This is a genomic window from Dehalogenimonas sp. 4OHTPN, assembly GCF_040448695.1.
Taxonomy (GTDB): domain Bacteria; phylum Chloroflexota; class Dehalococcoidia; order Dehalococcoidales; family Dehalococcoidaceae; genus Dehalogenimonas.
The window spans coordinates 303852-328661 of sequence record NZ_CP159307.1 but is presented as its reverse complement, the minus strand read 5'-3'; the positions used below and the strand labels follow the sequence as shown (position 1 = coordinate 328661).

At 60.9% G+C, this 24810-nt stretch carries 23 protein-coding genes; 9 read left to right on the top strand and 14 right to left on the bottom strand.

Features of this window, described 5'->3' with window-relative positions:
* The 3 genes from secG (at position 1) to trmD (ending at position 2407) form a co-directional block, all read left to right on the top strand.
* Positions 1–219 (top strand): preprotein translocase subunit SecG, encoded by a 219-nt coding sequence (secG, locus tag ABV300_RS01715; RefSeq protein WP_353714836.1) that lies wholly within the window; start codon positions 1–3, stop codon positions 217–219.
* 44 nt (positions 220–263) lie between these two features.
* A complete protein-coding gene (locus ABV300_RS01710; RefSeq protein WP_353714835.1) occupies positions 264–1094 on the top strand; it encodes an SAM-dependent chlorinase/fluorinase in 831 nt (276 codons plus the stop codon).
* 557 nt (positions 1095–1651) lie between these two features.
* Entirely contained in the window at positions 1652–2407 is a 756-nt protein-coding gene (gene trmD / locus ABV300_RS01705) for a tRNA (guanosine(37)-N1)-methyltransferase TrmD (RefSeq protein WP_353714834.1), read from the top strand.
* On the opposite strand, the gene ABV300_RS01700 is transcribed toward trmD, so the two are convergent.
* The 9 genes from ABV300_RS01700 to ABV300_RS01660 are packed head-to-tail and all read right to left on the bottom strand — an operon-like array spanning position 2404 to position 8326.
* Complete coding sequence (locus ABV300_RS01700; protein ID WP_353714833.1) at positions 2404–3873, bottom strand: NAD(P)/FAD-dependent oxidoreductase; 1470 nt, start codon at positions 3871–3873, stop codon at positions 2404–2406. The genes trmD and ABV300_RS01700 overlap by 4 nt on opposite strands.
* Positions 3874–3933: 60 nt before the next feature.
* Positions 3934–4077, bottom strand: coding sequence for a hypothetical protein (locus ABV300_RS01695; RefSeq protein ID WP_186007569.1), 144 nt, complete (start codon positions 4075–4077; stop codon positions 3934–3936).
* Between the two features lie 6 nt (positions 4078–4083).
* Positions 4084–4860 carry a DUF1295 domain-containing protein gene (locus tag ABV300_RS01690; RefSeq protein WP_353714832.1) on the bottom strand — a complete coding sequence of 259 codons (777 nt, stop codon included), beginning with the start codon at positions 4858–4860 and terminating at the stop codon, positions 4084–4086.
* A gap of 17 nt (positions 4861–4877) precedes the next feature.
* Positions 4878–5417 carry a hypothetical protein gene (locus ABV300_RS01685; protein ID WP_353714831.1) on the bottom strand — a complete coding sequence of 180 codons (540 nt, stop codon included), beginning with the start codon at positions 5415–5417 and terminating at the stop codon, positions 4878–4880.
* Between the two features lies 1 nt (position 5418).
* Positions 5419–6258 carry a DegV family protein gene (locus tag ABV300_RS01680; RefSeq protein WP_353714830.1) on the bottom strand — a complete coding sequence of 280 codons (840 nt, stop codon included), beginning with the start codon at positions 6256–6258 and terminating at the stop codon, positions 5419–5421.
* A gap of 3 nt (positions 6259–6261) precedes the next feature.
* Positions 6262–7035 (bottom strand): heliorhodopsin HeR, encoded by a 774-nt coding sequence (gene heR, locus ABV300_RS01675; RefSeq protein ID WP_353714829.1) that lies wholly within the window; start codon positions 7033–7035, stop codon positions 6262–6264.
* Between the two features lie 30 nt (positions 7036–7065).
* Positions 7066–7476, bottom strand: coding sequence for a DUF2177 family protein (locus tag ABV300_RS01670; RefSeq protein ID WP_353714828.1), 411 nt, complete (start codon positions 7474–7476; stop codon positions 7066–7068).
* Positions 7477–7535: 59 nt separating this feature from the next.
* Complete coding sequence (locus ABV300_RS01665) at positions 7536–7922, bottom strand: cupin domain-containing protein (RefSeq protein ID WP_353714827.1); 387 nt, start codon at positions 7920–7922, stop codon at positions 7536–7538.
* Entirely contained in the window at positions 7919–8326 is a 408-nt protein-coding gene (locus ABV300_RS01660; RefSeq protein WP_353714826.1) for a transcriptional repressor, read from the bottom strand. Before ABV300_RS01660 ends, ABV300_RS01665 begins: the two co-directional genes overlap by 4 nt.
* A gap of 185 nt (positions 8327–8511) precedes the next feature.
* Between ABV300_RS01660 and rplS the strand changes: the two genes are divergently transcribed.
* The 6 genes from rplS to ABV300_RS01630 all read left to right on the top strand — a co-directional run bounded on the left by rplS (position 8512) and on the right by ABV300_RS01630 (position 16156).
* Complete coding sequence (rplS, locus tag ABV300_RS01655; RefSeq protein ID WP_353714825.1) at positions 8512–8862, top strand: 50S ribosomal protein L19; 351 nt, start codon at positions 8512–8514, stop codon at positions 8860–8862.
* Between the two features lie 77 nt (positions 8863–8939).
* Positions 8940–11357: a primosomal protein N' gene (gene priA, locus ABV300_RS01650; protein WP_353714824.1), complete on the top strand. Its 2418-nt coding sequence runs from the start codon at positions 8940–8942 to the stop codon at positions 11355–11357.
* Between the two features lie 55 nt (positions 11358–11412).
* On the top strand, positions 11413–12942 hold the full coding sequence (locus ABV300_RS01645) for an HD domain-containing protein (RefSeq protein ID WP_353714823.1): 1530 nt from the start codon (positions 11413–11415) through the stop codon (positions 12940–12942).
* A gap of 50 nt (positions 12943–12992) precedes the next feature.
* Positions 12993–14342 (top strand): protein translocase subunit SecD, encoded by a 1350-nt coding sequence (gene secD / locus ABV300_RS01640; protein ID WP_353714822.1) that lies wholly within the window; start codon positions 12993–12995, stop codon positions 14340–14342.
* Positions 14335–15243 carry a protein translocase subunit SecF gene (secF, locus tag ABV300_RS01635; protein WP_353714821.1) on the top strand — a complete coding sequence of 303 codons (909 nt, stop codon included), beginning with the start codon at positions 14335–14337 and terminating at the stop codon, positions 15241–15243. The genes secD and secF overlap by 8 nt, the downstream gene beginning before the upstream one ends.
* Before the next feature lie 4 nt (positions 15244–15247).
* Positions 15248–16156, top strand: coding sequence for a cation diffusion facilitator family transporter (locus ABV300_RS01630; protein WP_353714820.1), 909 nt, complete (start codon positions 15248–15250; stop codon positions 16154–16156).
* On the opposite strand, the gene ABV300_RS01625 is transcribed toward ABV300_RS01630, so the two are convergent.
* The 5 genes from ABV300_RS01625 to ABV300_RS01605 form a co-directional block, all read right to left on the bottom strand.
* Positions 16153–17166 carry a histone deacetylase gene (locus ABV300_RS01625; RefSeq protein WP_353714819.1) on the bottom strand — a complete coding sequence of 338 codons (1014 nt, stop codon included), beginning with the start codon at positions 17164–17166 and terminating at the stop codon, positions 16153–16155. The two genes, ABV300_RS01630 and ABV300_RS01625, sit on opposite strands and share 4 nt — an antisense overlap.
* Positions 17167–17316: 150 nt before the next feature.
* Positions 17317–20226, bottom strand: a complete 2910-nt coding sequence (locus tag ABV300_RS01620) for a hypothetical protein (RefSeq protein ID WP_353714818.1) — start codon at positions 20224–20226, stop codon at positions 17317–17319.
* Between the two features lie 690 nt (positions 20227–20916).
* On the bottom strand, positions 20917–22266 hold the full coding sequence (gene rho / locus ABV300_RS01615) for a transcription termination factor Rho (RefSeq protein ID WP_083496310.1): 1350 nt from the start codon (positions 22264–22266) through the stop codon (positions 20917–20919).
* Positions 22267–22279: 13 nt separating this feature from the next.
* Positions 22280–22945 (bottom strand): fructose-6-phosphate aldolase, encoded by a 666-nt coding sequence (gene fsa / locus ABV300_RS01610; RefSeq protein WP_353714817.1) that lies wholly within the window; start codon positions 22943–22945, stop codon positions 22280–22282.
* A gap of 48 nt (positions 22946–22993) precedes the next feature.
* Positions 22994–24631 carry a CTP synthase gene (locus tag ABV300_RS01605; protein WP_353714816.1) on the bottom strand — a complete coding sequence of 546 codons (1638 nt, stop codon included), beginning with the start codon at positions 24629–24631 and terminating at the stop codon, positions 22994–22996.
* Between the last annotated feature and the right edge of the window lie 179 nt (positions 24632–24810).

Here is a 24810-nt window from a genome sequence, read left to right as displayed (position 1 = left end):
ATGCTGACCTTTTTGTTGATTGCGCAAATAGTCGTGGCGGTAACCCTCGGCCTGTCAACCCTGCTGCAGGTCAAAGGCGGCGGGCTGGGGGGCATCTTCGGCCAGGCTGACACCGTCTTCCGCACCAAGCGCGGCGTTGAAAAAACTCTCTTCCAGATGACCATTGTCCTGGTCGCCCTGCTGGTGCTCATCTCAATCTGGGTCCTCTTGATCATCTGACGCCGGGGCGCGGCAACCCGTACCTTTGATTCCTGGAGGGCGCGGTGGCAGCCATCATCACCCTGACTACAGACTTCGGTGAAGCCGGCGGCTACACCGCCGCCCTGAAGGGTGTCATTCTGGGCATCGCGCCGGAGGCCCAGATCGTGGATATCAGCCACAAAATCCAGCCGCAAAACGTCTTCGAGGCGGCTTTCCTGCTGTCCACGGTATACCGTTGCTTTCCGCGTTCGACCGTTCACCTGGCTGTTGTCGATCCCGGGGTCGGCACCAGCCGTAAAATCATCATCCTGCGCACGCCGGAAGGTACTTTCGTCGGCCCGGACAACGGCATTTTCTCCTATGTGGCGCGTGATTACGTCAGTGGTCCCGGAGAGACGGTATCAGGCTTGAAACGCTTGGCCCTGTCCGGCGATGCCCACGCCTTTGAAATCACAAACCCCCGCTTCTTCAGACAGCCGGTGTCGCCGACTTTCAACGGCCGGGATATCATGGCGCCGGCGGCGGCGATGCTGGCCCAGGGATTCCAGGCTCCGGCTTTCTGCCAGGCCATAAACCTGATCCATATGCTGGATCTGCCGCGACCGGAAACAGGCCCTGACGGAAACGTGACGGGGCACGCGGTGTATTTCGACGGCTTCGGCAATATCATCACCGACATCAAAGCCTCCGACCTGCCCCAAACCAAAGCGCCCAGGGTGGAAATCGGCCGGCACGCCATCGAAGGCCTGGTGAAAACTTATGCCGATGGCGGCGGGCTGGCCGCCCTTATCGGATCCTCCGGCTATCTGGAAATCGCCGTCAGGGGCGGCAGCGCGGCGGCGCTGACCGGGACCAGGATCGGGGACACGATTAAAATCAGGGCGGGCGACTAGCTAGTCCGCTTAATCGCCCGCCCGGTAACTCCGTTTGAAACCTGTTAACCTTTTTTTGGTTGTTTGGCTCCTCTGGAAATTATTCTGTTTTCGTTGCTTGGGGTTTCCCCCGGCTTCGCTCTTTACTTCTCCGGCCTGATCAAAAAGACCAGATGGGTTTCAATCCTTTGATGAGAAGCTCAAGAGCCTTCTTCCAGACTCCTCGCCTCGGACACGGAACCTAGGATTCGCCACCTCCAAGCGAGGAGTGTTTCCAGGGAAACAGCCAAATCCCAAGAACGGCTTGTCTCTCTACCATCCTACCTCCTTTCGCTTATTTGGCCTGCGGGTACCGCCCGGTACCCACGTTTCTAATGTACTCCCAAACCAGGTTTTGGTCAAAGGGAGACAGCAGTGAATAGAGGCGATCCAGGCTGATTGCCATGCCAGTCTGCGATGTTCTATCGCTCTGATGCTCTCTCTAGCTCCCTAAAAGCTAGATTTTATGCCGCAAACATAATTCAACAATGCCGCCGGCCGCCGCCATCGGAGACGGACGGATATGCTAGAATTGATCCGTGCGCATTGACATCCTGACGCTGTTCCCGGAAATGTTCCAGGGACCTTTCGCCGCCAGTATTTTAAAACGGGCGGCAGACCGCGGCCTGCTGGATATCCGGCTGCACAACATCCGGGACTGGGCGCACGATAAACACCGGGTGGTTGACGATTCCCCCTACGGCGGCGGCGCCGGCATGGTGATGAAGCCGGAGCCGGTGGTGGCAGCTATCGAGGCGGTCAGGTCGTCAGCCGATGCTGAGGCGAGGGTCGTCCTGCTTTCGCCGGGCGGCCGGCTGTTCAACCAGGCGCTTGCCGCCGAACTATCGAAAATACCCCGGCTGATCCTCGTCGCCGGCCACTACGAGGGTTTCGATGAGCGCATCCGGAATTATGTTGACGACGAGCTTTCCATCGGCGACTACGTGCTGTCCGGCGGGGAACTGCCGGCCATGGTGGTGGCCGACGCCGTGGCCCGGCTGATACCCGGAGTGCTGGGCTGCGGCGAGTCTCATCTTGAGGAGTCTCACAGCCCTTCGGCTGAAGGACTGCTGGAATACCCCCACTACACCCGCCCGCCTGAGTTCCGGGGGCTAAAGGTGCCGGATATCCTGCTTTCCGGCAACCATGCCGCCATCGCCAGATGGCGCCGGCAGGAATCGGTCAGGCGGACACTGATGCGGCGGCCTGAGCTCCTTAGCGGCGCAGAACTGTCCAAGACCGACCTGAAAACGATTGAAGAGATACGCGCCGAACAGCCGCCGGACTCTGGCTAAAGCTTTTTCTTCAGTTTTTCCAGGTTGTTGACAAAACCCGGCATCAGCTCCAGGCCGAGCCGGATAATGGGATTGGCGGCCATCCTGTCCAGGTAGCTGATATCGCCCATGCGCTTGAAAATGGCTTCCGAATAGGTCGGATAGGCGTGGTTGACGAAATGCAGTGTATGAAGCGGCTTGCGGTACACCCTCAGCAGCTCCGCTTCATGAGCCATTTCTTCGGCATGCAGTCCCAAGATGTGGATGCCCAGCGGCTTGCCCGCGGCGTCGGTGATGAATTTGGCGACGCCGAAATCCTGCCGGTCCACCCGGGCCCGCCGCATGCGGCTATATTCATAGTGATAAATTTTGACTTTATCCCCGTAGCGTTTGCGGGCTTCTTCTTCGGTCAAACCGACATGGGCCAGCGGCGGGCTGGTGTAGGTTATCCACAGGATGGTGCGGTAATCAGCCCGTTTTTTAACCACCGGGATCAACGCGTTGTTGGCGGCGATAAGAGCCTGGTATTCAGCCACCGCGCCGGTCTGGAACGGGCCGACGACATCGCCGGCGGCATAGATATTATCCGCCGTGGTGCGCATCCCCAGGTCGGTTTTGATGCCGCGCGGGGTGACGGCTACTCCGGCCTTCTCCAGCGACAATCCTTCCAGGTTGGGGACACGGCCAATAGTCATCAAAAGGGCCTCCGCGGTCAACACCATGGTCTCGCCGGACGCGCTCTTGATTTCGGCTGAAACCTCTTCGCCGGTGCGAAAAAGCCTGACCGTCTGCCAGCCGGTCAGCAGCGTCACTCCGTTCTGGCGCAGCCGCTCGGCCACCAGCCTGGTCATTTCCTTGTCTTCACGAGCCAGGATGGTATCAGCCAGTTCAACCACAGTTACCTTAAGCCCCAGCGCGCAATAAGCGGTGGCGTACTCGATGCCGGCGGGACCGCCGCCGAGAATAATAATCGACGCCGGTAATTTATCCTCGCTGAAAATGTTTTCGGTGGTGAAATAGGGCGTCTCGGCGGCGCCCTCAACGTTAAGGCGCGCCGGGCTGCTGCCGGTGGCGATGATGAACTTGTTCCCGGAAATAACGCGGCTGCCCAGCTTGATGCGGTGCCGGTCCACGAACGAGGGGGCACCGAACTCAATGTCGATGCCCATCTGTTTGAAGCTTTCGGGGTTATCAATGGCGCCGACTTCCTCGATGACGCGGCGGACGTACTTGTTGACCCGGGTGGTATCGATCGCCGGAAGCTGGCACTCCAGTCCGAACTCGGAAGCCGCCCCCAGGTTGCCGTAAGCCTCGCCGGCGCGGATTAGCGCCTTGGTGGGGATGCAGGTCCGAAGAGAGCAGTTGCCGCCGAGGCGGCCTTTCTCAACCAGGAGGACTGTTTTACCGAGGCCGGCGGCCATGCCGGCGGCGGAGAAACCGGCGATGCCGCCGCCCAGAATGATCACGTCATAGTCATATCTGGCCATCGGACTCCTCTAGCGGACAGGATGATTTATCTGACCCTCGACCGAGGGCTTGGCGGACTCTCAGCAGCCGGGCTCGCCCGGATGGCCGCAGCAGCTCTGCCGCCGGCTGATTTTAATCCAGTTGTTCCTGAAGGCCAGGTAGATCTTGCGGCGCAGCGGCATCGGCGCCCACCAGTTGGTGAAAAAGGCTTTCAGGCTCGGCATGGCGGATCACCCTTTCTTCGGCGGCAGCGGGATAAAACTGCTGGTGCGTCGCTGATATTCAACATATTCCGGATTTTGGGACAACGTTTTTTCCAGCATCGGAATCCCGGAGACCTTAAGAATCAAGAAGGTAATTGTGACCGGACCGATAATGCCTGCCCAACCATACTCCACGCCGAGGGCGATGGCAAATATGCCCCACCACTGGACCACTTCGCCGAAGTAATTGGGGTGCCGCGAATAGCGCCACAGCCCGGACTGAAGCACTTTGCCTCTGTTCTGGGGACCGGCGATAAACCGGTCCAGCTGATAATCCGCCGTCGTTTCAATAATGAAGCCAGCCAGCCAGATTACGGCGCCGACCGCGGTGAATAGACCGAACGGAGGCGCGTCAGCATGGTTGATCTGGACAATCGGTACGGCGACCAGCAACATCAAAACGCCCTGGACGACGAAGACCCGGAAGTAGCTGTTCAGGAGCCACGCCCGGCCCCACCCCTGCCTCATTTTCCGATACCTGAAATCCTCGCCCCGGCCGCGGTTGCGCAGGAAAATGCGCACCGCCAGGCGCATCCCCCAAACGGTGACCAGGACCGCGGTCAGCAGTTTGACCCCGGAGATATCGCCGGCGGTAACCAGCGTCGTGAGCGTCACGACGATGAAACCGACGCCCCAGCCGGTATCGGCGACGCTGTTGTTCCGGGTAAACGCCGCGATTACGAAGAGAAATGTCATGTAGCCAAGAATAACCAGGGCAGCGGCGGTGAATAGTTCAGCGTTCACAGCATAGGCTCCTCGACTTACCTGAACAGCGCCGCCCACACCACTGCGTCCAATACAGTGGTATGAAAGGCAAAATAAAGGCTGCCGGCAACAGCCAGGCGGTAGGAGGCGCCGCGGGCGTTACCCCGCAGTTGTATGAGAGCAGCCGACAGCGCGATCGAAGCCAATCCGACCAGGGCAAGCACCGCCCTGATGGCCAGCCATGAGGCTTCGGAAGGCGAACCGATATACAAATTGGTCAGTGGCATCCACAGCGCTGAAGGCAGCAGGATGCCGACAAAGATCCAGTTAAAGAGCTGGAACTTCCCGCCCGAGCCGATGCTGGCCGATTCCGGCTGGACCTTGAAAAGCAGGTAGTAGATGAAAGCGAAATAGCCCAGGGCTGATACCAGCATCGATACCGCATACAGAGGGCGGATGGCGGCCGGGACGCCGCCCCAAAGGGCGTCGGTGCCGGAACCCAGGCCAACAGCGTAGCTGCCGAGAACGGCGATGCCGCCGGCGGCGTTAATGGCGAACAGGATTTTCTGAGCCGGAGCAAAGCGGGTCATCGGCATCTCACCCCGCCCGCCTGAGGCCGATCAGGAGCACCCCCGGGCCGCCGTGAACCCCGAGCCCCGCCCCCAACTCCGAGACCATGATTTTCTCCGCGTTCAGGAACTCCGCCAACCAGCCTCTCAGTTTTTCCGCTTCCTCCGCGGCGCGGCTGTGGACAACGGTGATTTCAGTCACCGGAGCGTGTTTCCTGACGAATTCGATGATTTTTTCCATCCCCCTGCCTACGGTGCGCACCAGGCCGGCGCGGGCGATCTCGCCGTCATGGAAGGTCAATAAAGGCATGACGTTGAGCACGCTGGAGGCTGCCGCCACAGCTTTGTTGATGCGGCCGCTCCTGGCCAGGTATTTCATGGTGCGGAATAAGCCGAACATCCTGACCTGGGAGATTGCCAGGTTGGTTTCAGCGAGCACTTCAGCCAGGCCGGCCCCGGATTTAGCGGCGCGGGCGGCGGCCAGTGCCGCCAGCCCGAGACCCGCTGAGTTGAACCTGGAATCAACGACCTCAACCGGGCAGACGCCGTTGAACGCCTTGGCGGCGATGACGGCGGAATTAAATGTGCCGCTGATCCTGGATGAAATATGAACCGAGACAATAGCGTCCGCATCCCTGGAGGCTTCTTTATAAACAGCGGCAAAGTCCTCCGGGGTTGGCTGGGAGGTGGCGGGGTGCACATCGGAGGCAATCAGCTTCGGATAAAGCTGGCCGGGCGTGATGTCAACGCCGTCGCGGTAAACCGCCGCGCCGAAACGGACATAAATCGGGACGATGGCAATGCCCAGATCCCGGGCGACCTCCGGCGGCAGGTCGCAGGTGCTGTCGGTGACAACTTTAACAGCCATGATTTACACCGGCCTGAGGGTGCCGGCAAAGACCTGCCACGCCAGCGCGGACTTGGCTATCAGGCTGAGCAGGATGTAGACGCGCTCGCCGAACAGGTAGTCGCGCCAGGGACCGACTTTGCGGTACTGCAGCACCATGTTTAAAGCAAAGCTGAAGAAGAAGACGAACAGGGTGGGCAGGATGACATAGACAAAGGTGGGGACGCCGCCATCAGCCTGGGACAGCGAGCCGAAGAAATAGATGGCGATGGCTACCCACGGCGCCACGCCGGCGATGCAGCCTACAGTATAGGAAATCCAGTTGGTCCGCTGGGTGGTTTGATTGTGGACTTCCATCACCAGCCCGCACAGGTTCATTACCGCGGTCAGTGCAAAGGCCATCAGCAGGGCGCCCAGGTCATACACGCCGCACAGCATGGCAATCAGCACGATCATCAGCGAGGCGCTGAAGGAGTATTCGTACCACCGGGCGTAGTTGATGCCCGTCTTGAGGTTTCTGACATACCAGCCGAATACCGGCGGCGAGGCGATGATGAAATGCGCGGCCGCCGACAGCAGCAGGAACACTGCGACCATAGCCCCGAGCGGCACATTGATCCAGACATCGGTCACCGGCCACAGCCGGCCGATAGTCTCATCAAAGGACAGGAATGAGGTGGTCACCGGCAGCTTGAAATCGTTGCTGAGAACCAGCACCGCAGCCGCCTGGATAAGATGCAGGAATCCCATGAAAGCGTTGTAAATCCTGAGACGTTTGAACTGCGGTTCGTACTCCATATTACTCCTTCATATTAGTTGACGGCTCATCTATCCGGCGACCGCCTGGGCCGCGGCATAGGCGATAAGGGAAACGGCGCCGGTCAGGAAGGCGCCCCAGACGATATCGGCGGCGACCACGGCGGCGGGCCACTTTTTCAAGGTGGCGAAATTGGACAGGTCATAGGTGGCATAGCTGACGCACCCCAGCAGCGCGCCCAAGCCGCCGGCCTTAAGCGCCGAACCGGCTTCGACCGCCGGCGCCACGACGAGCACCAGGAGGCCGAAAACATAAAGCAGATAAAAGCCCAGCGCCGGCTGCCATTTAAGCTTCTCCAGCATCAGGTCGGCCAGTTGCCGCCGGTAAAATCCCCTGGCGATTTTGCCCAACCAGACCAGGTCAATTGCCAGAAACGCCGCTAAAGAGGCTACATAGACTATGACCCACTGACCGATATCCATATCACCTCACACGTTGCCCGTCTGGGTTGTGTTAACCATCACCGCCGCGGCAAAGCCGGCTAGTGATGTTCCTCAGCTTCAGCCTTCTCGGCGTCAGCCCTGGTTTTATGTACCGTGCGGTCAGGGTGATTCGGCGGAGAATAAATGGTGTACAGCTTCACCGTCTCTGTTTTGGAGGTATTGACCACATTGTGGTAGGTCCCGGCCGGGACGATTACGGCATCGCCGTCGCGGGCGACGTGTTTTTCACCGCCGAGGGTAAAGGTGGCTTCGCCCTGCTCAACCCGGAAGAACTGGTCTACGTGATGGTGAATTTCGTTGCCGATCTCTTCTCCGGGTTTGAGGCTCATCACCACCAGTTGGGCGTGTTTGCCGGTGAACAACACCTGCCTGAAATTGCCGTTTTTCAGGGTCTGCTTTTCGATGGGACCGAAGAAACCAATCATTGCCTTGCCTCCTTTTTAACTTTCTGTTCTTTTTTCTGGCATGCCGGACATACCCCGTTGAACTGGACGGCGCTGCCGTTGACCTTGAAGCCGGTCCGCCCTACCACTTCCTCATGAAAGGTATGATCGAAAGGAATATCGACGTCGGCGACCAAGCCGCAGCTCCGGCAGCAAAGGTGGCCGTGACCAGCGGTCCGGGCATCGTAGCGGCTCACCCGGCCGCCGATATACAGCTCGATGGCTTCACCCTTGCGGCAGAGTTTTTCAAGATTACGGTAGACGGTCCCCCGGCTGATGCGCGGCAGGCTGCTCCTGACACTCTCATATACCTGCTCGGCCGTCGGGTGAACGGTGGTGGCTTGCAGGTACTCTAAAATCTTCTCTTTTTGCCGTGTGCAACGCATATATTTCAATTCTTAATAGTAATCATTCCTATTAATATAATATAATACGAATACGCCTGAGTCAATATAGTCGGCGCCGACGCCGGGGCTTGCCATTGGACCCCGGTTTATGATTTACTATTTAGTCTGTGACCTGATATCCCCGCCGGTTCAGACCGGCGCAGCAATTAAAGGAGTCCCTGTAAATGAGAATCTCTGAACTGGTACCCCCGGCGGTAAAAGCCGACTTTCCGGAAGTCAACCCCGGCGATACGGTCAAGGTGCACGTCCGAATTATCGAAGGCGACAAGGAGCGCATCCAGGTCTTCCAGGGCGTGGTGCTGCGCAAACGCTCCGGTACGGACGGCGGCAATTTCACGGTGCGCCGCCTGTCCTACGGCGTCGGCGTGGAACGCATCTTCCCTTTCGCTTCGCCGCTCATCGCCAAGATTGAAGTCACCCGCCGCGGCCGCGTCCGCCGCGCCAAGCTGTACTACCTGCGCGGCTTATCCGGCAAGGCCGCCCGCATCAAGGAAGAAAAAGAAGCGGCGGCTTAAGCCGCCGCCTGATGCCTGCGACATGAGGCTCTCCGATAGCGGAGAGCCTCGGTCAGTTTAACGGAGCGGGGAGCGCTTTGGCTTACGCCGAGGTCAGCGTCAACTCTCCGGCCGCCGGCCGGAACGCTTTCAGCTACCAGCTGCCGCCGGGACTTGCCATCCGGCCGGGACAGGCGGTGCTGGCGCCCTTCGGCCCGAAGGTCCTTCAGGGCATTGTAATCGAGGTGGCCGAAACGCCGCGTTTCGCCCAAACCCGCCTTTTATCGGGCATCATCGAGCCGCCCCTGTGCCTCACCCCGGCTCAGTTAGCGGTCAGCCGCTGGATCTCCAGGCACTATCTGGCGCCGCTGTTCCCCTCTTTGGCGCTGTGGCTGCCCCCTGGGTTCGAGAGGCAAGCCGAACCAATCTTCACCCGCCGTCCAACGGCGGCCGACCTCCCCCTCTCGGAGATCGAGGCAGCCCTGCTGTCCAGCCTCGATGCCGAACAGCCCGAGGAGCAAAAAAAGCTGGAAAAGCTATACGGCAAGACGGAAGCGCGCAAGGCGCTGCGCCGCCTGCTGGAGGCCAATCTCATCGAACGGCGGTTCAGGCTGCAGCCGGTCAGGGTCAAACCCAGGCTTGAACGGGTGATCTTTTTAGCGGTGGAGCCCGGGGCGGCCGAAACCGCCGCCGGGCTCCGGAAAAAAGCCCCGAAACAGGCGGCAGCCCTGAGAAGGCTCCTTGAAGCCGGGGGCCGGCTGCCGGCGGCCGAACTTGGAAAAGCACTGGGCGGTGACTCCGCATCCGCCGTCGCCGCTCTAGCCGCCAGGGGGCTGGTCAGGGTTGCCGCCGAAGAAAACCGGCGCGCCCCGAACCTGCCCGCAGCTGTCGAGCTGCCGATCGTACCCGAACTGACACCCGGCCAGACCGCTGCGGTGAACGCCGTTACCGGAGCCATTGACAGGCGCGAAGGCCAGGCCTTCCTGCTCCACGGCGTCACCTGCTCCGGTAAAACCGAGGTGTATCTCAAAGCCGCGGCTCACGCTCTCGGGGCGGGCAGACAGGTCATCGTACTGGTGCCGGAAATATCGCTGACGCACCAGATCATCGAGCGTTTCACCGCCCGCTTCCCCGGCAGAGTGGCCGTGCTTCACAGCCGGCTGCCGCTGGGAGAACGCTACGATCAGTGGCGGGGTATGGACGAAGGTCATTATGATATCGTCATCGGTCCCAGAGGCGCCCTGTTCGCCCCGTTCAGCAGCCCGGGGCTGATCGTCATCGACGAGGAGCATGAGTGGGCCTACAAACAGCAGGAGACTCCCCCTTTGTACCACGCCCGCGCCGCCGCCCGACGATTGGCCCGGGAAACCGGCGCGGCGCTGCTCCTGGGTTCGGCGACACCCGATATCGAGACCCGCTTCCGGGCTGCCGCCGGCGAATACACCCTGCTGGAACTGCCTCACCGGCTGACTCCCCGGCCGGCCGCCCCGCTGCCGCCAGTCTGGCTGGTGGATATGCGCAGCGAGCTGAAACAGGGCAACCTGTCCATATTCAGCCGCAAGCTGGCGGCCGAGATGCGGGCAGCGCTTTCAAACGGCGAACAGATCATCCTTTTCTACAACCGCCGCGGCGGGGCTACCTTCATCCAGTGCCGCGACTGCGGCGAAGTCCTCAAGTGCCGGAACTGCCGCCTGCCATTGGGCTTTCACCCAGTGGAAAACCGCCTGATCTGCCATCACTGCAACACCGCCTACCGGGTGCCGGATACCTGTCTGGTCTGCGGCGGCAGGCGGATCAAATACCTGGGACTGGGGACGCAGAAGCTGGAGGATGACACCAGGAAAGAATTCCCCGAAGCCAGGATCCTGCGCTGGGATTCCGACGCCGCCCGCGGCAAAGAAGCCGGATACGGCATCTTCGACGATTTCCGCTCCGGCAAAGCCGATATTCTGGTCGGCACCCAGGTGGTGGCCCGGGGGCTTGACCTTCCCAGAGTCGGCCTGGTCGGCGTAATAAACGCCGATACCGCTTTGAACCTGCCGGATTTCCGTGCCGGCGAGCGCACTTTTCAGCTGCTGCTTCAGGTAGCCGGCCGGGCCGGGCGGGGTGAATTCCCGGGCAGGGTCGTCGTTCAGAGCTATCAGCCGGGACACTACGCCGTGGCGGCGGCCGTCAACCACGACTATGCGGCATTTTACGAGAAGGAAATTGAATTCCGCAGAATGCTGGGCTACCCGCCCTTCGGCGAGCTGGCGGTAGCCACCGTCGGTCACACTGTCGAAGGGGAAGGCCTGAAACTGGCTCATAACCTGAAAAAAAGGTTGGAACTGTCCCGCGACGCCGCCGGCATTCCCGGAATTGAATTTATCGGGCCGGCGCCCGCCTTCGTGCCCCGGCGGAGAGGTCTTTACCGGTGGCAGGTGACCGTCAAAGGCCGTCATATCGCCGAATTTCTGAAAAAAGCCGAGTTGCCGGCCGGGATACATCTGAACGTCGATCCGGTTGGTCTCGACTGAGTCACGGCCGGCAATTGCCGGATATCCCGGATGGCTGTATAGTTAGAACCCAATTATGACCGAACCGCGCAAGCCTTTCCTCCCTGTCAACAACCCCGGCCGCCGTTGCATTATCGAAGCCGCCGCCGCAACCGCGTCAACCCTGGACATGCCGGCGTATATCGTCGGCGGATACCTCCGCGACACCCTCCTGGGCAGACCGGCAAATGATCTGGACCTGGTCGTCGAAGGGGATGCCGGGAAAATGGCCGCCGCCCTGGCGGCAGCGCTGGGCACGGAGTTTTTCGCTCTCGACGCCGCGGCCGGTATATATCGTATCCCGCTCAAGCAGGCGGTTTTTGAGGAGATTGACATCAGCTCCGCAGCCGGCGCCATCCGGGACGACCTCGCCCGGCGCGATTTTACCGTCGACGCGCTGGCAGCCGCCGTCCCCTTCCCTTTACCGGAACAACTGGTCATTACCGACGAGGCAGACGGCCTGGCCGACCTTGAACAAAAAGTGCTCAGGGCTGTGTCGACGGGTGTATTCAGAGACGACCCGGCCCGCCTGCTCCGGGGCGTGCGCCTGGCCGGCGAACTGGGCTTTGCCATCGAGCCGGGCACCGAACGCCTGATAACCGCCGCCGCCTCTCTGGCTGCCAGTGTGGCCGGCGAAAGGACCCGGGAGGACCTGATCAAGGTTCTATCGCTGCCTTCGATCGGTCAGACCGTCGAGTATCTCGACCGGCTGGGCTTGCTAGCGGCATTGTTCCCGGAACTCGAAACCTGCCGCGGCGTCGAGCAGCCGCCTGAACACGCCTGGGACGTGCTCGATCATCAACTGAAGACGGTCGGTGCTTTGGACTGGGTGTTGCGCCGGGGCTTGTGGCCGCATGCCCGCGCTGGGGCACGTCAGCTCATCCCTTGGGACGTCGAATCAGAGGCTTATTTTCTGGGAAAAATCGGCGGCAGCGCCACGCGCCTGGCGCTGACCAGGCTGGCGGCTCTTATTCACGACGTGGCCAAGCCGGAAACCAGGACTCTGGCCGCCAACGGCCGCCTGCGTTTCTATGGCCACGCCCGGAAGGGCGCCGAGAAAGCTGACACGATTATGAAGCGGCTGCGTTTTTCCCAGCGGGAAGCAGGTTTCGTCACCGCCATCGTTGAAGCCCACCTGAGGCCGACTCAACTCGGTCCGGAGGCCATCCCTCCCACTCCGAGGGCTGTTTACCGCTTCCTTCGGGACACCGGCGACGCCGCCGTTGCCACGCTGTACCTGAGCCTGGCCGACCACCTGGCAGCCCGCGGCCCGGACCTCGACCTTGATAACTTCCGCCAACATGTTACAATAGTGGGCTATGTTTTAGCCGAACGCGGCCGGCAGCTGGCCAAACCGTCCGGGCGGTTGGTTGACGGCAACGAGCTCCAGGCGCGCTTCGGGATGAAACCGGGTCCGGCGATGGGCCGGATTCTGGAGGCGGTCGCCGAGGCGCGGGCCACCGGAGAAATCGCTTCTAAAGAAGAGGCTTTAACAATGGCCGAGCGGCTGATCCGGGAGCCTCCGGCTGACGATCAAAAGAACCTGCGGCGGGGCCGCCAAGGGTAGATTAGGCGCAGCGGCGCGGCATGGCAAAGATTACTGATGCGGATTGAAGAATGAAAAAATACCGATTCGGATTGATAACCATCCTGGTCTTATTCATCCTTTCGGCGCTGGTGGTGCTGCCGGTGGGCAAAGGCGTCATCGGCGGCCGGGCTATCGAACTCGGCCTGGACCTTCAGGGCGGCCTGCACCTGGTATATGAAGCCGACCTGTCCGGAGTGGCCGAGGCCGACCGGGACAGCATCCTGAACGGCGTTGTTGACGTCATCAGTAACCGGGTCAACCCGCTGGGCGTCAGCGAACCCAATATTGAGAAACAGGGCGAAAACCGCGTTGTGGTGCAGCTGCCGGGAACGGCGCTGACCGACGCCCAGAAGCAGCGCATCGGCTCCACAGCGCTCCTGGTCTTCGCCGAACTGGCCGCCGACGGCGAGGAAGCCCGGTGGGAGAATGAACTGGGGCGCTGGAAGCCGGCTACCGCCGAAATCGACGGCGCGGTCAAGGAGCTTGATTCCAGCTATTTTAAAGACAACACCTTTTTAACCAGCGACCAGACCACCGGCCGAATCGAGCTTCGGTTCGAATGGAACGAAGAGGGCGCCAAGATCAGCGAGGCGGTCACCACCCGCATCCTTGGTAAAAGGATGGGTATCTTTGAGGGCGACACCGCCCTCCTCGGCGATAACGGCCAGCCGATCGCCCCGGTCGTCGAGGGCATCATCTCCACCAGCGGCGTCATCACCGGCCTGTCGTTCAACGAAGCCGAAATCCTGTCCCGCCAGCTCAACGCCGGCCGCCTGCCGGTGCCACTGGAGATTATCTATGAAAACACCGTATCGCCGGTGCTGGGCGCCGATTTCGTCGACCGGTCGGTACTGGCCGGCGCCGTCGGCGTCATCCTGGTTATGATTTTCATGACCGCCTTCTACCGCCTGCCGGGCTTCCTGTCCAGCCTGGCATTAATGGTGTATATTGCCATTGTCCTGGCAATATACAAGCTCGTGCCGGTCACCCTGACGCTGGCCGGAATCGGCGGCTTCATCCTGTCCATCGGCATGGCGGTGGACGCCAACGTGCTCATCTTCGAGCGGATGAAAGAGGAACTCCGGGCCAGGCGCACTGTCGGCGCCGCCATTGAAGCCGGTTTCTCCCGGGCCTGGACCGCCATCTGGGATTCCAACGTCACCACCCTGATCGTCTGCGCCATCCTGGTCTGGGTCGGCGGCAGCGTCGCCGCCGGGGCGCCGGTGCAGGGCTTCGCTCTGACCCTGGGCGTGGGCGTTTTGGCCAGCATGTTCACCGCCATGTTCGTCACCCGGACATTCCTGCGGATGCTCATCGGCAGCCAAACCGCCCGGAAGTTATCCCTATTCACTACCGAAGCAGGTGACCAAAATGCCTAACATCATCGGCAAACGCAAGCTGTTTTTAAGCATCTCCGGGGCGCTCATCGCCCTATCGCTTTTGTCTCTGGCGGTTTTCGGACTCAAATCCGGCATCGATTTCTCCGCCGGGTCGCTCCTGACCGTCGCCTTCGACGCCACGCCGGCCGTAGCCGACTTGAAGAGCGAATTGGGGAACCTGGGTCACGGCAACGCTATCGTTCAGGAGACCGGCAGCGAGGATTTCATCATCCGGCTGGGAGTTCTTTCCGACGCCGAGAAGAATACTCTTGAGGACGGCCTGGAGACGGCCTTCGGGCCGCTGACCGAGCGCGGCTTCGAGACGGTTGACCCGATCATCGCCAGCCAGACCTCCAGAACGGCCATGATCGCCGTCGGCCTGGCCTCAATCGGTATCCTGGCTTACCTGACCTATGCCTTCCGCCGTATGCCCAAGCCGCTGCATTACGGCGTCGGCGCCGTCGCCGCGGTGCTCCATGACGTCCTGGCGGTGCTGGGCATCTTCGCCGCGCTGGCGGCGGTATTGGGACTTGAGATCAACCTGGTGTTCATCATCGGCATCCTGGCGGTCATCGGCTACAGCGTCAACAACACCGTGGTCGTCTACGACCGCATCCGCGAGAACACTCTGCGCGGCGGCGGCAGCTTTGAAAGCATCGTCAACCGCAGCGTCGTCGAGACTTTCATCCGCTCTCTGAACACCTCTTTCACCACCATCATCGTGGTGCTGGCCCTGATGCTGTTCGTCGGCGCCACCATCCAGAACCTGGCGCTGGTGATGTTCATCGGCATCGTTGTCGGTACCTATGATTCGCTGTTCGTCGCCCCGGCCATCCTGGTCATCTGGGACAACTACGACAAGAGCCGCCTGGCGCCCAGGGCTTCCCGGGCCGGGGCTTAGAACCATGGGCGGCCCCAGCCGCGCCGCCGCCGTTTCGGTGGCTTCCAATTCACTGCTCATCTTCCTCAAGGTGACGGTGGGCTTGCTCACCGGCGCCGTCAGCATCCTGGCCGAGGCCATCCATTCCGCCCTCGACCTGCTGGCGGCGGTCATCGCCTTTTTCGGCCTCAGGGCGGCCGGCAAACCCGCCGACCGGGAACACCCCTTCGGCCACGGCAAGTGGGAAAACGTGTCCGGCAGTATCGAGGCGGTGCTGATTTTCATCGCCGCGGTGTGGATCATCTACGAGGCGGTCAAGAGGATCATCAGCGGCGCCGAGGTGGAACTGCTCGGCTGGGGCATCGCCGTCATGGCCGTTTCCGCCGCCGCCAACACCCTGGTCAGCCGCAACCTTTTCAAATCAGCCAGGGAGCATGACTCGCTGGCTTTGGAAGCCGACGCCCAGCACCTGCGCACCGACGTCATCACTTCCCTGGGCGTGCTCCTGGGCCTTCTGGCGGTGCAGTTGACCGGGCTGACCATCCTTGATCCCATCATCGCCATAGGCGTGGCCTTGATCATCGTCAAGGCGGCCTGGGACATTCTTCATAAATCATTCGGCGCCATCATTGACACCGGGCTGCCGCCCGCCGAACAGCGGCTTATCGCCGACACCCTGGAAGAGCACCGCGGCGCTCTGGTGGGCTTCCATGAGATCCGGACGCGCAAGGCCGGCGCCCAGCGCTTCCTGGAACTGCACCTGGTGATGCCCCGCGGCATCACCGTCGAGGAGTCTCACCGCATGTGCGACCACCTCGAGGCCGACCTGCGGGCGCGCCTGCCGCGGCTGGAGGTGTCGCTTCACGTGGAACCTTGCGATGAAGACTGCCCGGACTGCCCCGCCGCCGCTTGCCCGGAACGTCGCCCGGCTTAAGCCAGCCGATGGCGCCGTTTCAGTTCGGCGACGAGGCCGGCAACCCGCGGTGGAACCTGGCGCGGCGACAGGTCAACGGCCTCCCCGAGCAGCGCCTTGAAAGTGGCCGAGACCGAATCGGCCAGCGCCTCAAGGCTGTAGCCGCCTTCTAAGCAAAAAACCGCCCGTCCGCCACAAGCCTCATCAGCCAGCCGCTTGAGCCGCCCGGCGATGCCGGCGTAGCCTTCGGTCGAGACCCGCATCCCGGCCAGCGGGTCATCCCGGTGGGCGTCAAAGCCGGCCGAGACCAGCAGCAGCTCCGGCTCAAAGCGTCTCGCCGCCGGAATTATTACCTCGTCGAACATTGAGAGGTACTCATCGTCGCCGCAGCCTTCGGGTAGCGGTATGCTGATCCGGTTGCCTTTGCCGGTATCATCAATATCGCCGCCGCCGGGGTAGTGCGGAAACTGGTGCGTTGAGATGAACAGCACGCCGGGATCGTCTTCAAAGACCGCGGCGGTGCCGTTGCCGAAGTGGACGTCGAAATCTATAATGGCGAGCCGCCTCAGCCCGTAGCGGGACTGGGCGTACCGCGCGGCTATGGCGATGTTGTTATAAAGGCAGAAGCCGCCGCCCTCCCCGGCGAAGGCGTGGTGCCCTGGCGGCCTGACCAGGGCGAAGCACGAGGGAATGCCCTCACCGCCGCCCATCACCGCCTCTACGGCCGCCACAGCGCCTCCGGCGGCATATTCCGCGGCCTCGCAGGACTTTTTTGAGACCGGCGTGTCGGCGTCCAGCCAGCCGCCGCCTGCGGCGCAGATCTCCTTGAGCCTGGAGATGTAGCCCCGGCTGTGAACGGCGGCAAGTTCCGCCTCCGCCGCTCGTCGCGCCTCGATGAGGGCCAGCCGCTCAAGTAAGCCTTCGGATTTCAGTCGGGACATTACGGCTTCCAGCCGGGCGGCGGTCTCCGGGTGGCCGGCGCCGGTGTCATGTTCCAGGAATGAATGATGGAATACGTATCCGGTGGTCATTGGCTTTCTGGCAGTATTCAACATTCTACATTATGGGCGCTGCCGCTACACCCTACCCTCTCCCGCGGCCAAGCGGGAGAGGGACAAAAGAAGGGAGCCCCCGTTGCCGGGGGCTCCCTTTTATCCAACCGATTTGTCTAAGTGTTTAAGTTAGACGACGCGGCGGGTGCGGACGATGAGGACAACGACCAGGATAGTGAGCAGAGCGCCGACGCCGATGATGGCCCAGATGTAGGTCGGGGTCTCAGTGTCGGGGATGACCACGGTCACGGTCGGGGTGACTACCGGAGAGGTCGGGATGGTCACCGGAGGAGTGGTCGGGGTGGCAGCGACGGTAGTGAAGGTGCTGACAACCCAGTCAGAGGTGCCGGTGGCGGTGATGGCCCGAACGCGCCAGTAGTAAACGGTGTTGTTGGCCAGAGCGGTGCCGGTCCAGGCGGCCGCCGGGACGGTGGCGGTGATCTTGGTGCCAGTCAGCGGGCTGAAGGTGGGGGAGGTGGAGAGTTCAAGCTCGTAGCTGGTAGCACCGGCGATGGCGCCCCACTGGAAGGAAGGCATGGTGGGAATGCCAGTGGCGGCCGGAGCAGGAGCCAAGCCAACCGGAGGCGGAGGAACAGCAGGCTGAGTGGAGAAAGTCACTGAGCCAGCGAAGGAGACGCGAGGAGCATTGGTGTCAGTGCCGGTTGGGGCGCGAACGGCCCAAACGCTGACAGTGTAAGTTGTGTTGGAAGCGAGCGCGCCAACAGCACCGGGATCAGCACCAATAGTGTAGGTAGTGCCGGAGACAGTGCTGGAAGCCATGGTGGCAGTGTAGGGATCGGTCAAAGCGGTGCTGCCCTGCTGGAAAGCCACAGCGTAGCGATCGGCGCCAGCAACAGCAGCCCAATTAATGACAGCCTTAGAAGTGGTGAAAGATCCCACAGCAACGCCGGAAACGGCAACAGCCAGTTGGTCGGTCAGAGAGAAGAGTTTGTTTCCATCAGCAATGACCCACAGCTTGTTGGCACCAGCAGCAGGCTGGATGTAAAGGGCAGAGGCACCGGTGAAACCTGAGAAGGCGATGAAGCCAGAAAGGCTGCCGGTGCTAATCTTACGAGCCATGATGTCAGTGCAGATACCGTATGTTACGGATTGCCCGGCAGGAGCAGCGCCGGAGGCGATACCCATGCCTATGGTCATATGACCAGCGGAATCAAAAGCGGTGCCCGAAACCACCTTATTGGCGCTCCAAGCTACGGTGGTGGCGGCCAGGTCAATGCTGTAAAGACCGCCGCCGCCGGTGGTAGCCCAAAGGACATTGGTGGAACCGTTCTGGAAGGTGAACTTGTTCGCGCCAGCCAAAACAGAAGTGGTGGCGGTTGACCAGGTGGCGCCGAGGTCGGTGGAGCGAGTGATGGCGCCGGCTGAGGTCAGACCAGCCAGAGCGGTACCATCGGAGGAACGAGCCAAGGCCAGAATGTTGGCGGTGCTGACGGTGTTCCAGATGAAACCGTTGTTGGTGGTCCGCTGCATACCGGTGGCACCGGCAACAACGAAGGTCATCAGGTCGATGACTTCGTAGTCAACGATGGTGACGGTGGAAGCGGAGGACTGGGCGGCAAAGGTTTCGCCGTTGTTGGAGGAAACATTGATCTTGTTAGCGCCATCGATGAAGAAGACAGCCTTGTCGGTGGCATAGTTCGGTGAGATCTCAATGTCCATCATGGTGCCGGCAGCGAAGCCGCTCTGGACACGTTCCCAACCGCCCATGTAGCGCCACAGGCTGAGGACGCCACCGGTCGCGGCGGTGACCATATAGACGTCACCGTTGGCGGCAAAGGCGGCATCGTTGATGGTGGCGATGGTGCTGTTCAGCAGGGATATCGCGTTGAAGCGTGAACCCTGATTGGTGGAGACGAAGAAACCAGACTCGTCATCAGCAGCACCAGCGGCCTGAAGGGCGTAGACTTTGCCGGAGGTGGCGTAATCGCCAGCCATGACGACAAAGACTGCGCCGGTGGTGTTGCCGAGACCCTTGGACTGGTTAGCGAAAGTACCGCCGGAATCAGAACTCCTGCGGACTTTACCGTCAGCGGTACCGGCGAAGACAGTGCCGGTGCCAGCGTAGGAACCGGAGGCGGAAAGGCTGACGATGTCAAAGTTACCGCCGAGCATGGTGATAGTGGAAAGAGAAGCGGAAGAGGCGGCGGCGGCTACCACACGGTAAACGCCGGAGTTGGGGCTAGCGCCAGCGCCGTCGCCAACACCAGCGTAGAAAATGGTGGAGGCGGGCATGGCAAACTCAGCCGGGAAAGCGATGGCAACGGTTGTAGCTGCGGCCACAGGGATGACAGCTTTCTTCAGCGAAGCGCCGAAGACGCCGCCGGCGGTGCTGAAGTGGGCTTCAACGTTGGTGCCATCGGAAGCCAAGACAACGATACCCTGATCGGTAGCGAAGTTGGGCGAGAGTTTGATGGCCATAACATCAAAGTTGGCAGCAACAGCCTGGAACTGGCCGAAGGCGGTGAAGGACAGGAAGAAATCGCCTTCGTTCTGATAGTAGGTGTTACCGGGAACATCGCCAACAACAGCCGGATCGTCGGCGGTGCCGATCATGATCTTGTAGCTGCCGGCAGCGAGGGCGGCGGCGACGGAGGTTACAACTTCACCAGCCGGGACAGTGCCGCGGGTGGCGAAGGTAGCGCCGCTGTCGGTGGACTTGTAGACGGTGTTGCCCTGGGCAATGTACAGGACATTAGCCTCGGAAGGAGAGCAGAAGATGGCCGCGATAGGAGCGTTTACGGGAGCGGCAACGGTGGTCCACTTCTTGCCGCCGTCAACGGACTTGGCCAATTTGGCAGTTCCGTCAGTGACGTAAGCGTAAAGGGTGCCGTCGATTGCCATGGTCAGGAGACCAGTGCCGGTGAGATCATTGGGCATAACTTCGCTGGTTGCTTTCGGTACAGCGAATTCGCCCCAGGCATTGTCAGCGGCGCCGACCGGAATAGCGCCGGTGACCAGCATGCTGGTCATGATCGCTGCGGTCAGCAGGATGCTAAAGATTTTGTTTAACTTTTTCATTCGACCTTTCGGTTAACCTTTCAATATATTTTTATGGTTATTGTCTATCGGTTTTGGTTATTTCCCTTAGACTATGGGGTAGCAATGGTTGCTAGTTTTGCCTTGCGGCTCATCTTTCTAATCCCATCACCTGCCTTTCTTAATTAATCTAAGAAATATGCGTAAAGCCAAGCAGTGCACGGACTTATACCTGCACTAGTATCAATGATACCACGGGTGTCAATAGGTTTAGACCGGCTTTGCGGGAGTACGATGGTACCAGCTTGCGGCCGCCAGGTCGGCTATCCGCCAGACCAGCACTCATCTTCAGATGATATAACGGGCGGCGGGGCGGGGTGTTAGGGACGAAGATATTATGTAGAGTGACGATTCAGTATCGTTTGCGTGGAGCCATTATAGACAGCCATTATGTCATTCCGGCTTCCGCCGGAATGACAATGGGGGATGTTATGCTGTTTTTGCAACGATATCTTTCGGAATGGCGCCAGTAAATTCAAGATACTGGATTTGGGTGTCTATAACGATACCCTTGCTTCACTACCCTAACCAGGTGATCGCCCGCAACGGACCGCTGGAAGATGCTTCCTCTTCGGCGCTGTCCACGCACAGGGCGGCGGCTTCTTTAATATTAGCCATGGCTTTTTGGATTCCGGCCTTCGCCGGAATGACACCAAAGGATGTTATGCCAGCCTACTCCTTGCCGCGCTGGAGGTTATCCAGGAATTCCACGTTGTTGCGGGACTTCTTGAGCTTGTCCAGGACGCGCTCGGTGACCTCGGCGAAGTGGGTGGCGTCATCGGCGATGAGGGCGACCATGCGGCGAAGCAGCTGCACCTGGCGGAAGGTGGTGTCCGACATCAAAAGCTCTTCGCGGCGGGTGCCGGAACGGGGAATGTCAAAGGCGGGGAAGATCCGGCGTTCGGCCAGGCGGCGGTCGAGGTGGAGCTCCATGTTGCCGGTGCCCTTGAACTCTTCATAAATGAGATCATCCATGCGCGAGCCGGTGTCCACCAGGCAGGTGGCGATGATGGTCAAGGAACCGCCCTCGGCGGTGTTCCTGGCCGCGCCGAAGAACTTCTTGGCCGGGTGCAGGGCGACCGGGTCGAGGCCGCCGGAGAGAGTGCGGCCGGAAGGCGGCATGGCCAGGTTGTAGGCGCGGGTGAGGCGGGTGATGCCGTCAAGGAGGATGAGCACATCCTTGCCGGACTCCACCATGCGCTTGGCGCGCTCCAGCGCCAGCTCGGCGACGCGGGTCTGGTTCTCCACCGCCTCGTCGAAGGTGGCGGCCATGACCTCACCTTTAACGGAGCGGCGCATATCGGTAACCTCTTCCGGCCGCTCTCCGATGAGAACGACCATCAGGTGGATGTCGTTGTAGTTGCCGGTGGCGGCGTTGGCGATGTTTTTGAGAAGCATCGTCTTGCCGGCCTTGGGCGGGGAAACGATCATGCCGCGCTGGCCGCGGCCGATAGGGGCGATGAGATTGATCAGGCGGGTCGAAAGCTGGAGGGGTTCGATCTCCAGATTGATCATCTTGTCCGGGAAGGTCGGCGTCAAGGAGCCGAAGTGCGGCCGCTGCTTGGCGACGTCCGGATTGAGATCGTTTATGGCCTCGACCCGGAGCAGCGAATAGTACTTTTCACCCGGCTTGGCATGCCGCGATTGGCCGATGATCATATCTCCGGTCCGCAGGCCGAAGCGGCGGATCTGCGACTGGGAAATGTAAATGTCCGAGTTCGACGGCAGGAGCGAGGCCTGGCGCAGGAAGCCGTAGCCGTCCGGCATGATCTCCAGGATGCCGGAGCAGAAGATGTTGCCCTGCTGCTCGGTGGAGGCCTGCAGCAGCCGCAGCACGATCTCCTGCTTCTTGGCGCCGGTGACGCCGGTGAGCTTCATCCGCTTGGCCAGCTCCAGCAGGTCTTCCCGGCTCATCGTCTCCAGGGTTGACAGGCCCAGCGGAGGCGGAGGCGGGGGAGGGGCGGGGGGTTCCGGGCGGACTTCTACCGGTTCGATACTGTTGATGGGGTCGATTTCGGACATGGAGTTCTCCTAATTACTGGTTTGACGCGCCGCTTGCTTTCCAGTCGGCTAAAAATCGTTCGATGCCGATGTCGGTCAGCGGGTGTTTCAGCATCTGTTCAAGTACTTTATAAGGTATAGTGGCGATATGGGCGCCCATCCTGGCCGCCTGGACGCAGTGCAGCGGGTGCCGGATTGAGGCGGCGATGACCTCGGTCTTAAATCCGTAGTTCCTGTAAATATCGAGAATATCCTTGACCAGCGCCATGCCGTCATGTCCGATGTCGTCGAGGCGGCCGACGAACGGGCTGACGAAGGCGGCGCCGGCGTGGGCGGCCAGCAGCGCCTGGTTGGCGGAGAAGCACAGCGTCATGTTGACCTTGATGCCGTCTTTGGCCAACTCGCGCGTCGCCTGAAGGCCTTCCGCCGAGGTCGGCAGCTTGACCACCACGTTCTCCGGCGACCATTTGAAAAAGCGTTTGCCATCGGCGACCATATCGGCGACCGAGGTGCTGACAACTTCAACGGAGATGGGGGCCCCGGCGGGGATGATAGCGGCGATCTGCCGCACCACCGACTGGTAATCCTTGTGGCCTTCTTTGGCAACGAGCGACGGGTTGGTGGTCACGCCGTGCACCACACCCATGGCGGCGCCTTTTTTGATTTCGTTGATGTTGGCGGTATCGAGGAACAGCTTCATTGAAAACTCCTGCTGAAATTAAAAAGTAATACGGCGCGGCTTAACTTCCTAATCGGTGGAAAGCGGCAGCGCCGCCTGCGACCCCTCCCGCAGCACGCCTTTGGCAGCGCCGATGAAGTCCCGGAACAGCGGCTGCGGCCGGCCGGGCCGCGAGGTGAACTCCGGGTGGAACTGGCAGGCCACCATCCACGGGTGATCGGCCAGCTCACAGACCTCCACCAGCTTGCGGTCCGGCGACAGGCCGGAGAAGACCATGCCGGCGGCGCGGTAGCTGTCAAGGTAGCGGTTGTTGAACTCGAAGCGGTGGCGGTGGCGCTCATAAACGAGCTCCTGGCCGTAAGCCGCGGCGGCTTTGGTGCCGGGCACTACCTGGCACGGCCAGTTGCCCAGCCTCATGGTGCCGCCCTTGCCGCAAACCACCTTCTGTTCCGGCATGATGTCGATGACCGGGTGGGCGGTGCCGGCGTCGAACTCGGTGGAGTTGGCGCGGGCGGCTGACAGCACGTGGCGGCCGAATTCGATGACCATTATCTGCAGGCCCAGGCACAGGCCGAAGTAGGGCACTTTATGAACCCGGGCGTACTCGGCTGCCTTGATCATGCCTTCGATGCCGCGGTCGCCGAAGCCGCCGGGGACAATAATGCCCTGGGCATGTTCCAGCAGCTTTTCGCCGCCGGGGCGCTCCAGGTCTTCCGACTGCACCCAGTCAATCTGGAGCTTCCGGCCGTGATGCATGGCGGCGTGGGTGAGCGCTTCCCGCACTGAGTAATAGGCGTCTTTCAGTTCGACGTATTTGCCGACCAGGGCGATGCGGACGGTTTCGCAGGCGCCGCTGAAGCAGGATACCATCTCCCGCCACGAGTCGAGCTGCGGCGGGTGGGCTTTCAAATCCAGCTTGCGGACCATGAAGTCGCCCAGGCCTTCGGATTCCAGTACCAGGGGCACTTCATAGATCGAATTAACCGTCGGGCAGAAGATGACCGCTTCGCGGTCAACGTCGCAGAAGAGCGAGATTTTGTCGCGGATGGCTTCGGGGATGGGAATGTCAGAGCGGCAGACGATAACGTCCGGCTGAATGCCGATGCGCCGCAGTTCGTTAACGCTGTGCTGGGTCGGTTTGGTCTTGAGCTCCTGGGTAGGCCCTATATAAGGAAGAAGGGTCACATGGACGTACAGCACGTTGTCGCGGCCGACGTCTTTGCGCATCTGGCGGATCGCCTCAAGGAAGGGCTGGCCTTCGATATCGCCGACGGTGCCGCCGACCTCGATAAGGAGCACGTCGGCTTTGGATTTTTCCGCCAGTTTTCGGAAGCGGTCTTTAATCTCGCCGGTGAGGTGGGGCACGACCTGGATGGTACCGCCTAGAAAATCGCCGCGCCGCTCTTTGGCGATGACGGCTGAATACACCTGGCCTGAGGTGGTATTGGATTCGGCGGTCAGGTCAATATCAATGAACCGTTCATAGTTACCCAGATCGAGATCGGTTTCGGCGCCGTCGCCGGTGACAAAAACCTCGCCGTGCTGGTACGGGGACATGGTGCCGGGATCGACGTTTAAGTATGGATCCAGCTTCTGGACGGAGACGGAAATGCCGCGGCTCTTGAGAACGGTGCCGATGCTGGCGACGGTGATGCCCTTGCCGACCGAGCTGACCACGCCGCCGGTGACGAAGATGTATTTAGTCATCCAAAAGCATGCTCGAATTTATGAATGGGATTTGGTGTGTCATGCGGAATAGCTGCGGGGCGGACTTGTTCAAGCCCGTGCCGTATTATAGATTCAGGGATTTGGGTTGTCAACACCTTTGCGGAAGCGGTTATGCCTGCTTGGAAAAACTTAGCCGGCAGCCCTGGGGACAGGCTGCC

What these genes read in the sequence shown, in the direction of transcription:
- fsa (WP_353714817.1), bottom strand. Translation starts at nt 22,945, where the DNA reads ATGAAGCTGTTCCTCGATACCGCCAACATCAACGAAATCAAAAAAGGC.
- ABV300_RS01620 (WP_353714818.1), bottom strand. Translation starts at nt 20,226, where the DNA reads ATGAAAAAGTTAAACAAAATCTTTAGCATCCTGCTGACCGCAGCGATC.
- heR (WP_353714829.1), bottom strand. Translation starts at nt 7,035, where the DNA reads ATGGAGTACGAACCGCAGTTCAAACGTCTCAGGATTTACAACGCTTTC.
- ABV300_RS01685 (WP_353714831.1), bottom strand. Translation starts at nt 5,417, where the DNA reads ATGCCGATGACCCGCTTTGCTCCGGCTCAGAAAATCCTGTTCGCCATT.
- ABV300_RS01670 (WP_353714828.1), bottom strand. Translation starts at nt 7,476, where the DNA reads ATGGATATCGGTCAGTGGGTCATAGTCTATGTAGCCTCTTTAGCGGCG.
- rho (WP_083496310.1), bottom strand. Translation starts at nt 22,266, where the DNA reads ATGTCCGAAATCGACCCCATCAACAGTATCGAACCGGTAGAAGTCCGC.
- ABV300_RS01665 (WP_353714827.1), bottom strand. Translation starts at nt 7,922, where the DNA reads ATGATTGGTTTCTTCGGTCCCATCGAAAAGCAGACCCTGAAAAACGGC.
- ABV300_RS01645 (WP_353714823.1), top strand. Translation starts at nt 11,413, where the DNA reads ATGACCGAACCGCGCAAGCCTTTCCTCCCTGTCAACAACCCCGGCCGC.
- ABV300_RS01700 (WP_353714833.1), bottom strand. Translation starts at nt 3,873, where the DNA reads ATGGCCAGATATGACTATGACGTGATCATTCTGGGCGGCGGCATCGCC.
- ABV300_RS01680 (WP_353714830.1), bottom strand. Translation starts at nt 6,258, where the DNA reads ATGGCTGTTAAAGTTGTCACCGACAGCACCTGCGACCTGCCGCCGGAG.
- ABV300_RS01630 (WP_353714820.1), top strand. Translation starts at nt 15,248, where the DNA reads ATGGGCGGCCCCAGCCGCGCCGCCGCCGTTTCGGTGGCTTCCAATTCA.
- secG (WP_353714836.1), top strand. Translation starts at nt 1, where the DNA reads ATGCTGACCTTTTTGTTGATTGCGCAAATAGTCGTGGCGGTAACCCTC.
- rplS (WP_353714825.1), top strand. Translation starts at nt 8,512, where the DNA reads ATGAGAATCTCTGAACTGGTACCCCCGGCGGTAAAAGCCGACTTTCCG.
- secD (WP_353714822.1), top strand. Translation starts at nt 12,993, where the DNA reads ATGAAAAAATACCGATTCGGATTGATAACCATCCTGGTCTTATTCATC.
- ABV300_RS01660 (WP_353714826.1), bottom strand. Translation starts at nt 8,326, where the DNA reads ATGCGTTGCACACGGCAAAAAGAGAAGATTTTAGAGTACCTGCAAGCC.
- ABV300_RS01625 (WP_353714819.1), bottom strand. Translation starts at nt 17,166, where the DNA reads ATGACCACCGGATACGTATTCCATCATTCATTCCTGGAACATGACACC.
- secF (WP_353714821.1), top strand. Translation starts at nt 14,335, where the DNA reads ATGCCTAACATCATCGGCAAACGCAAGCTGTTTTTAAGCATCTCCGGG.
- ABV300_RS01695 (WP_186007569.1), bottom strand. Translation starts at nt 4,077, where the DNA reads ATGCCGAGCCTGAAAGCCTTTTTCACCAACTGGTGGGCGCCGATGCCG.
- ABV300_RS01605 (WP_353714816.1), bottom strand. Translation starts at nt 24,631, where the DNA reads ATGACTAAATACATCTTCGTCACCGGCGGCGTGGTCAGCTCGGTCGGC.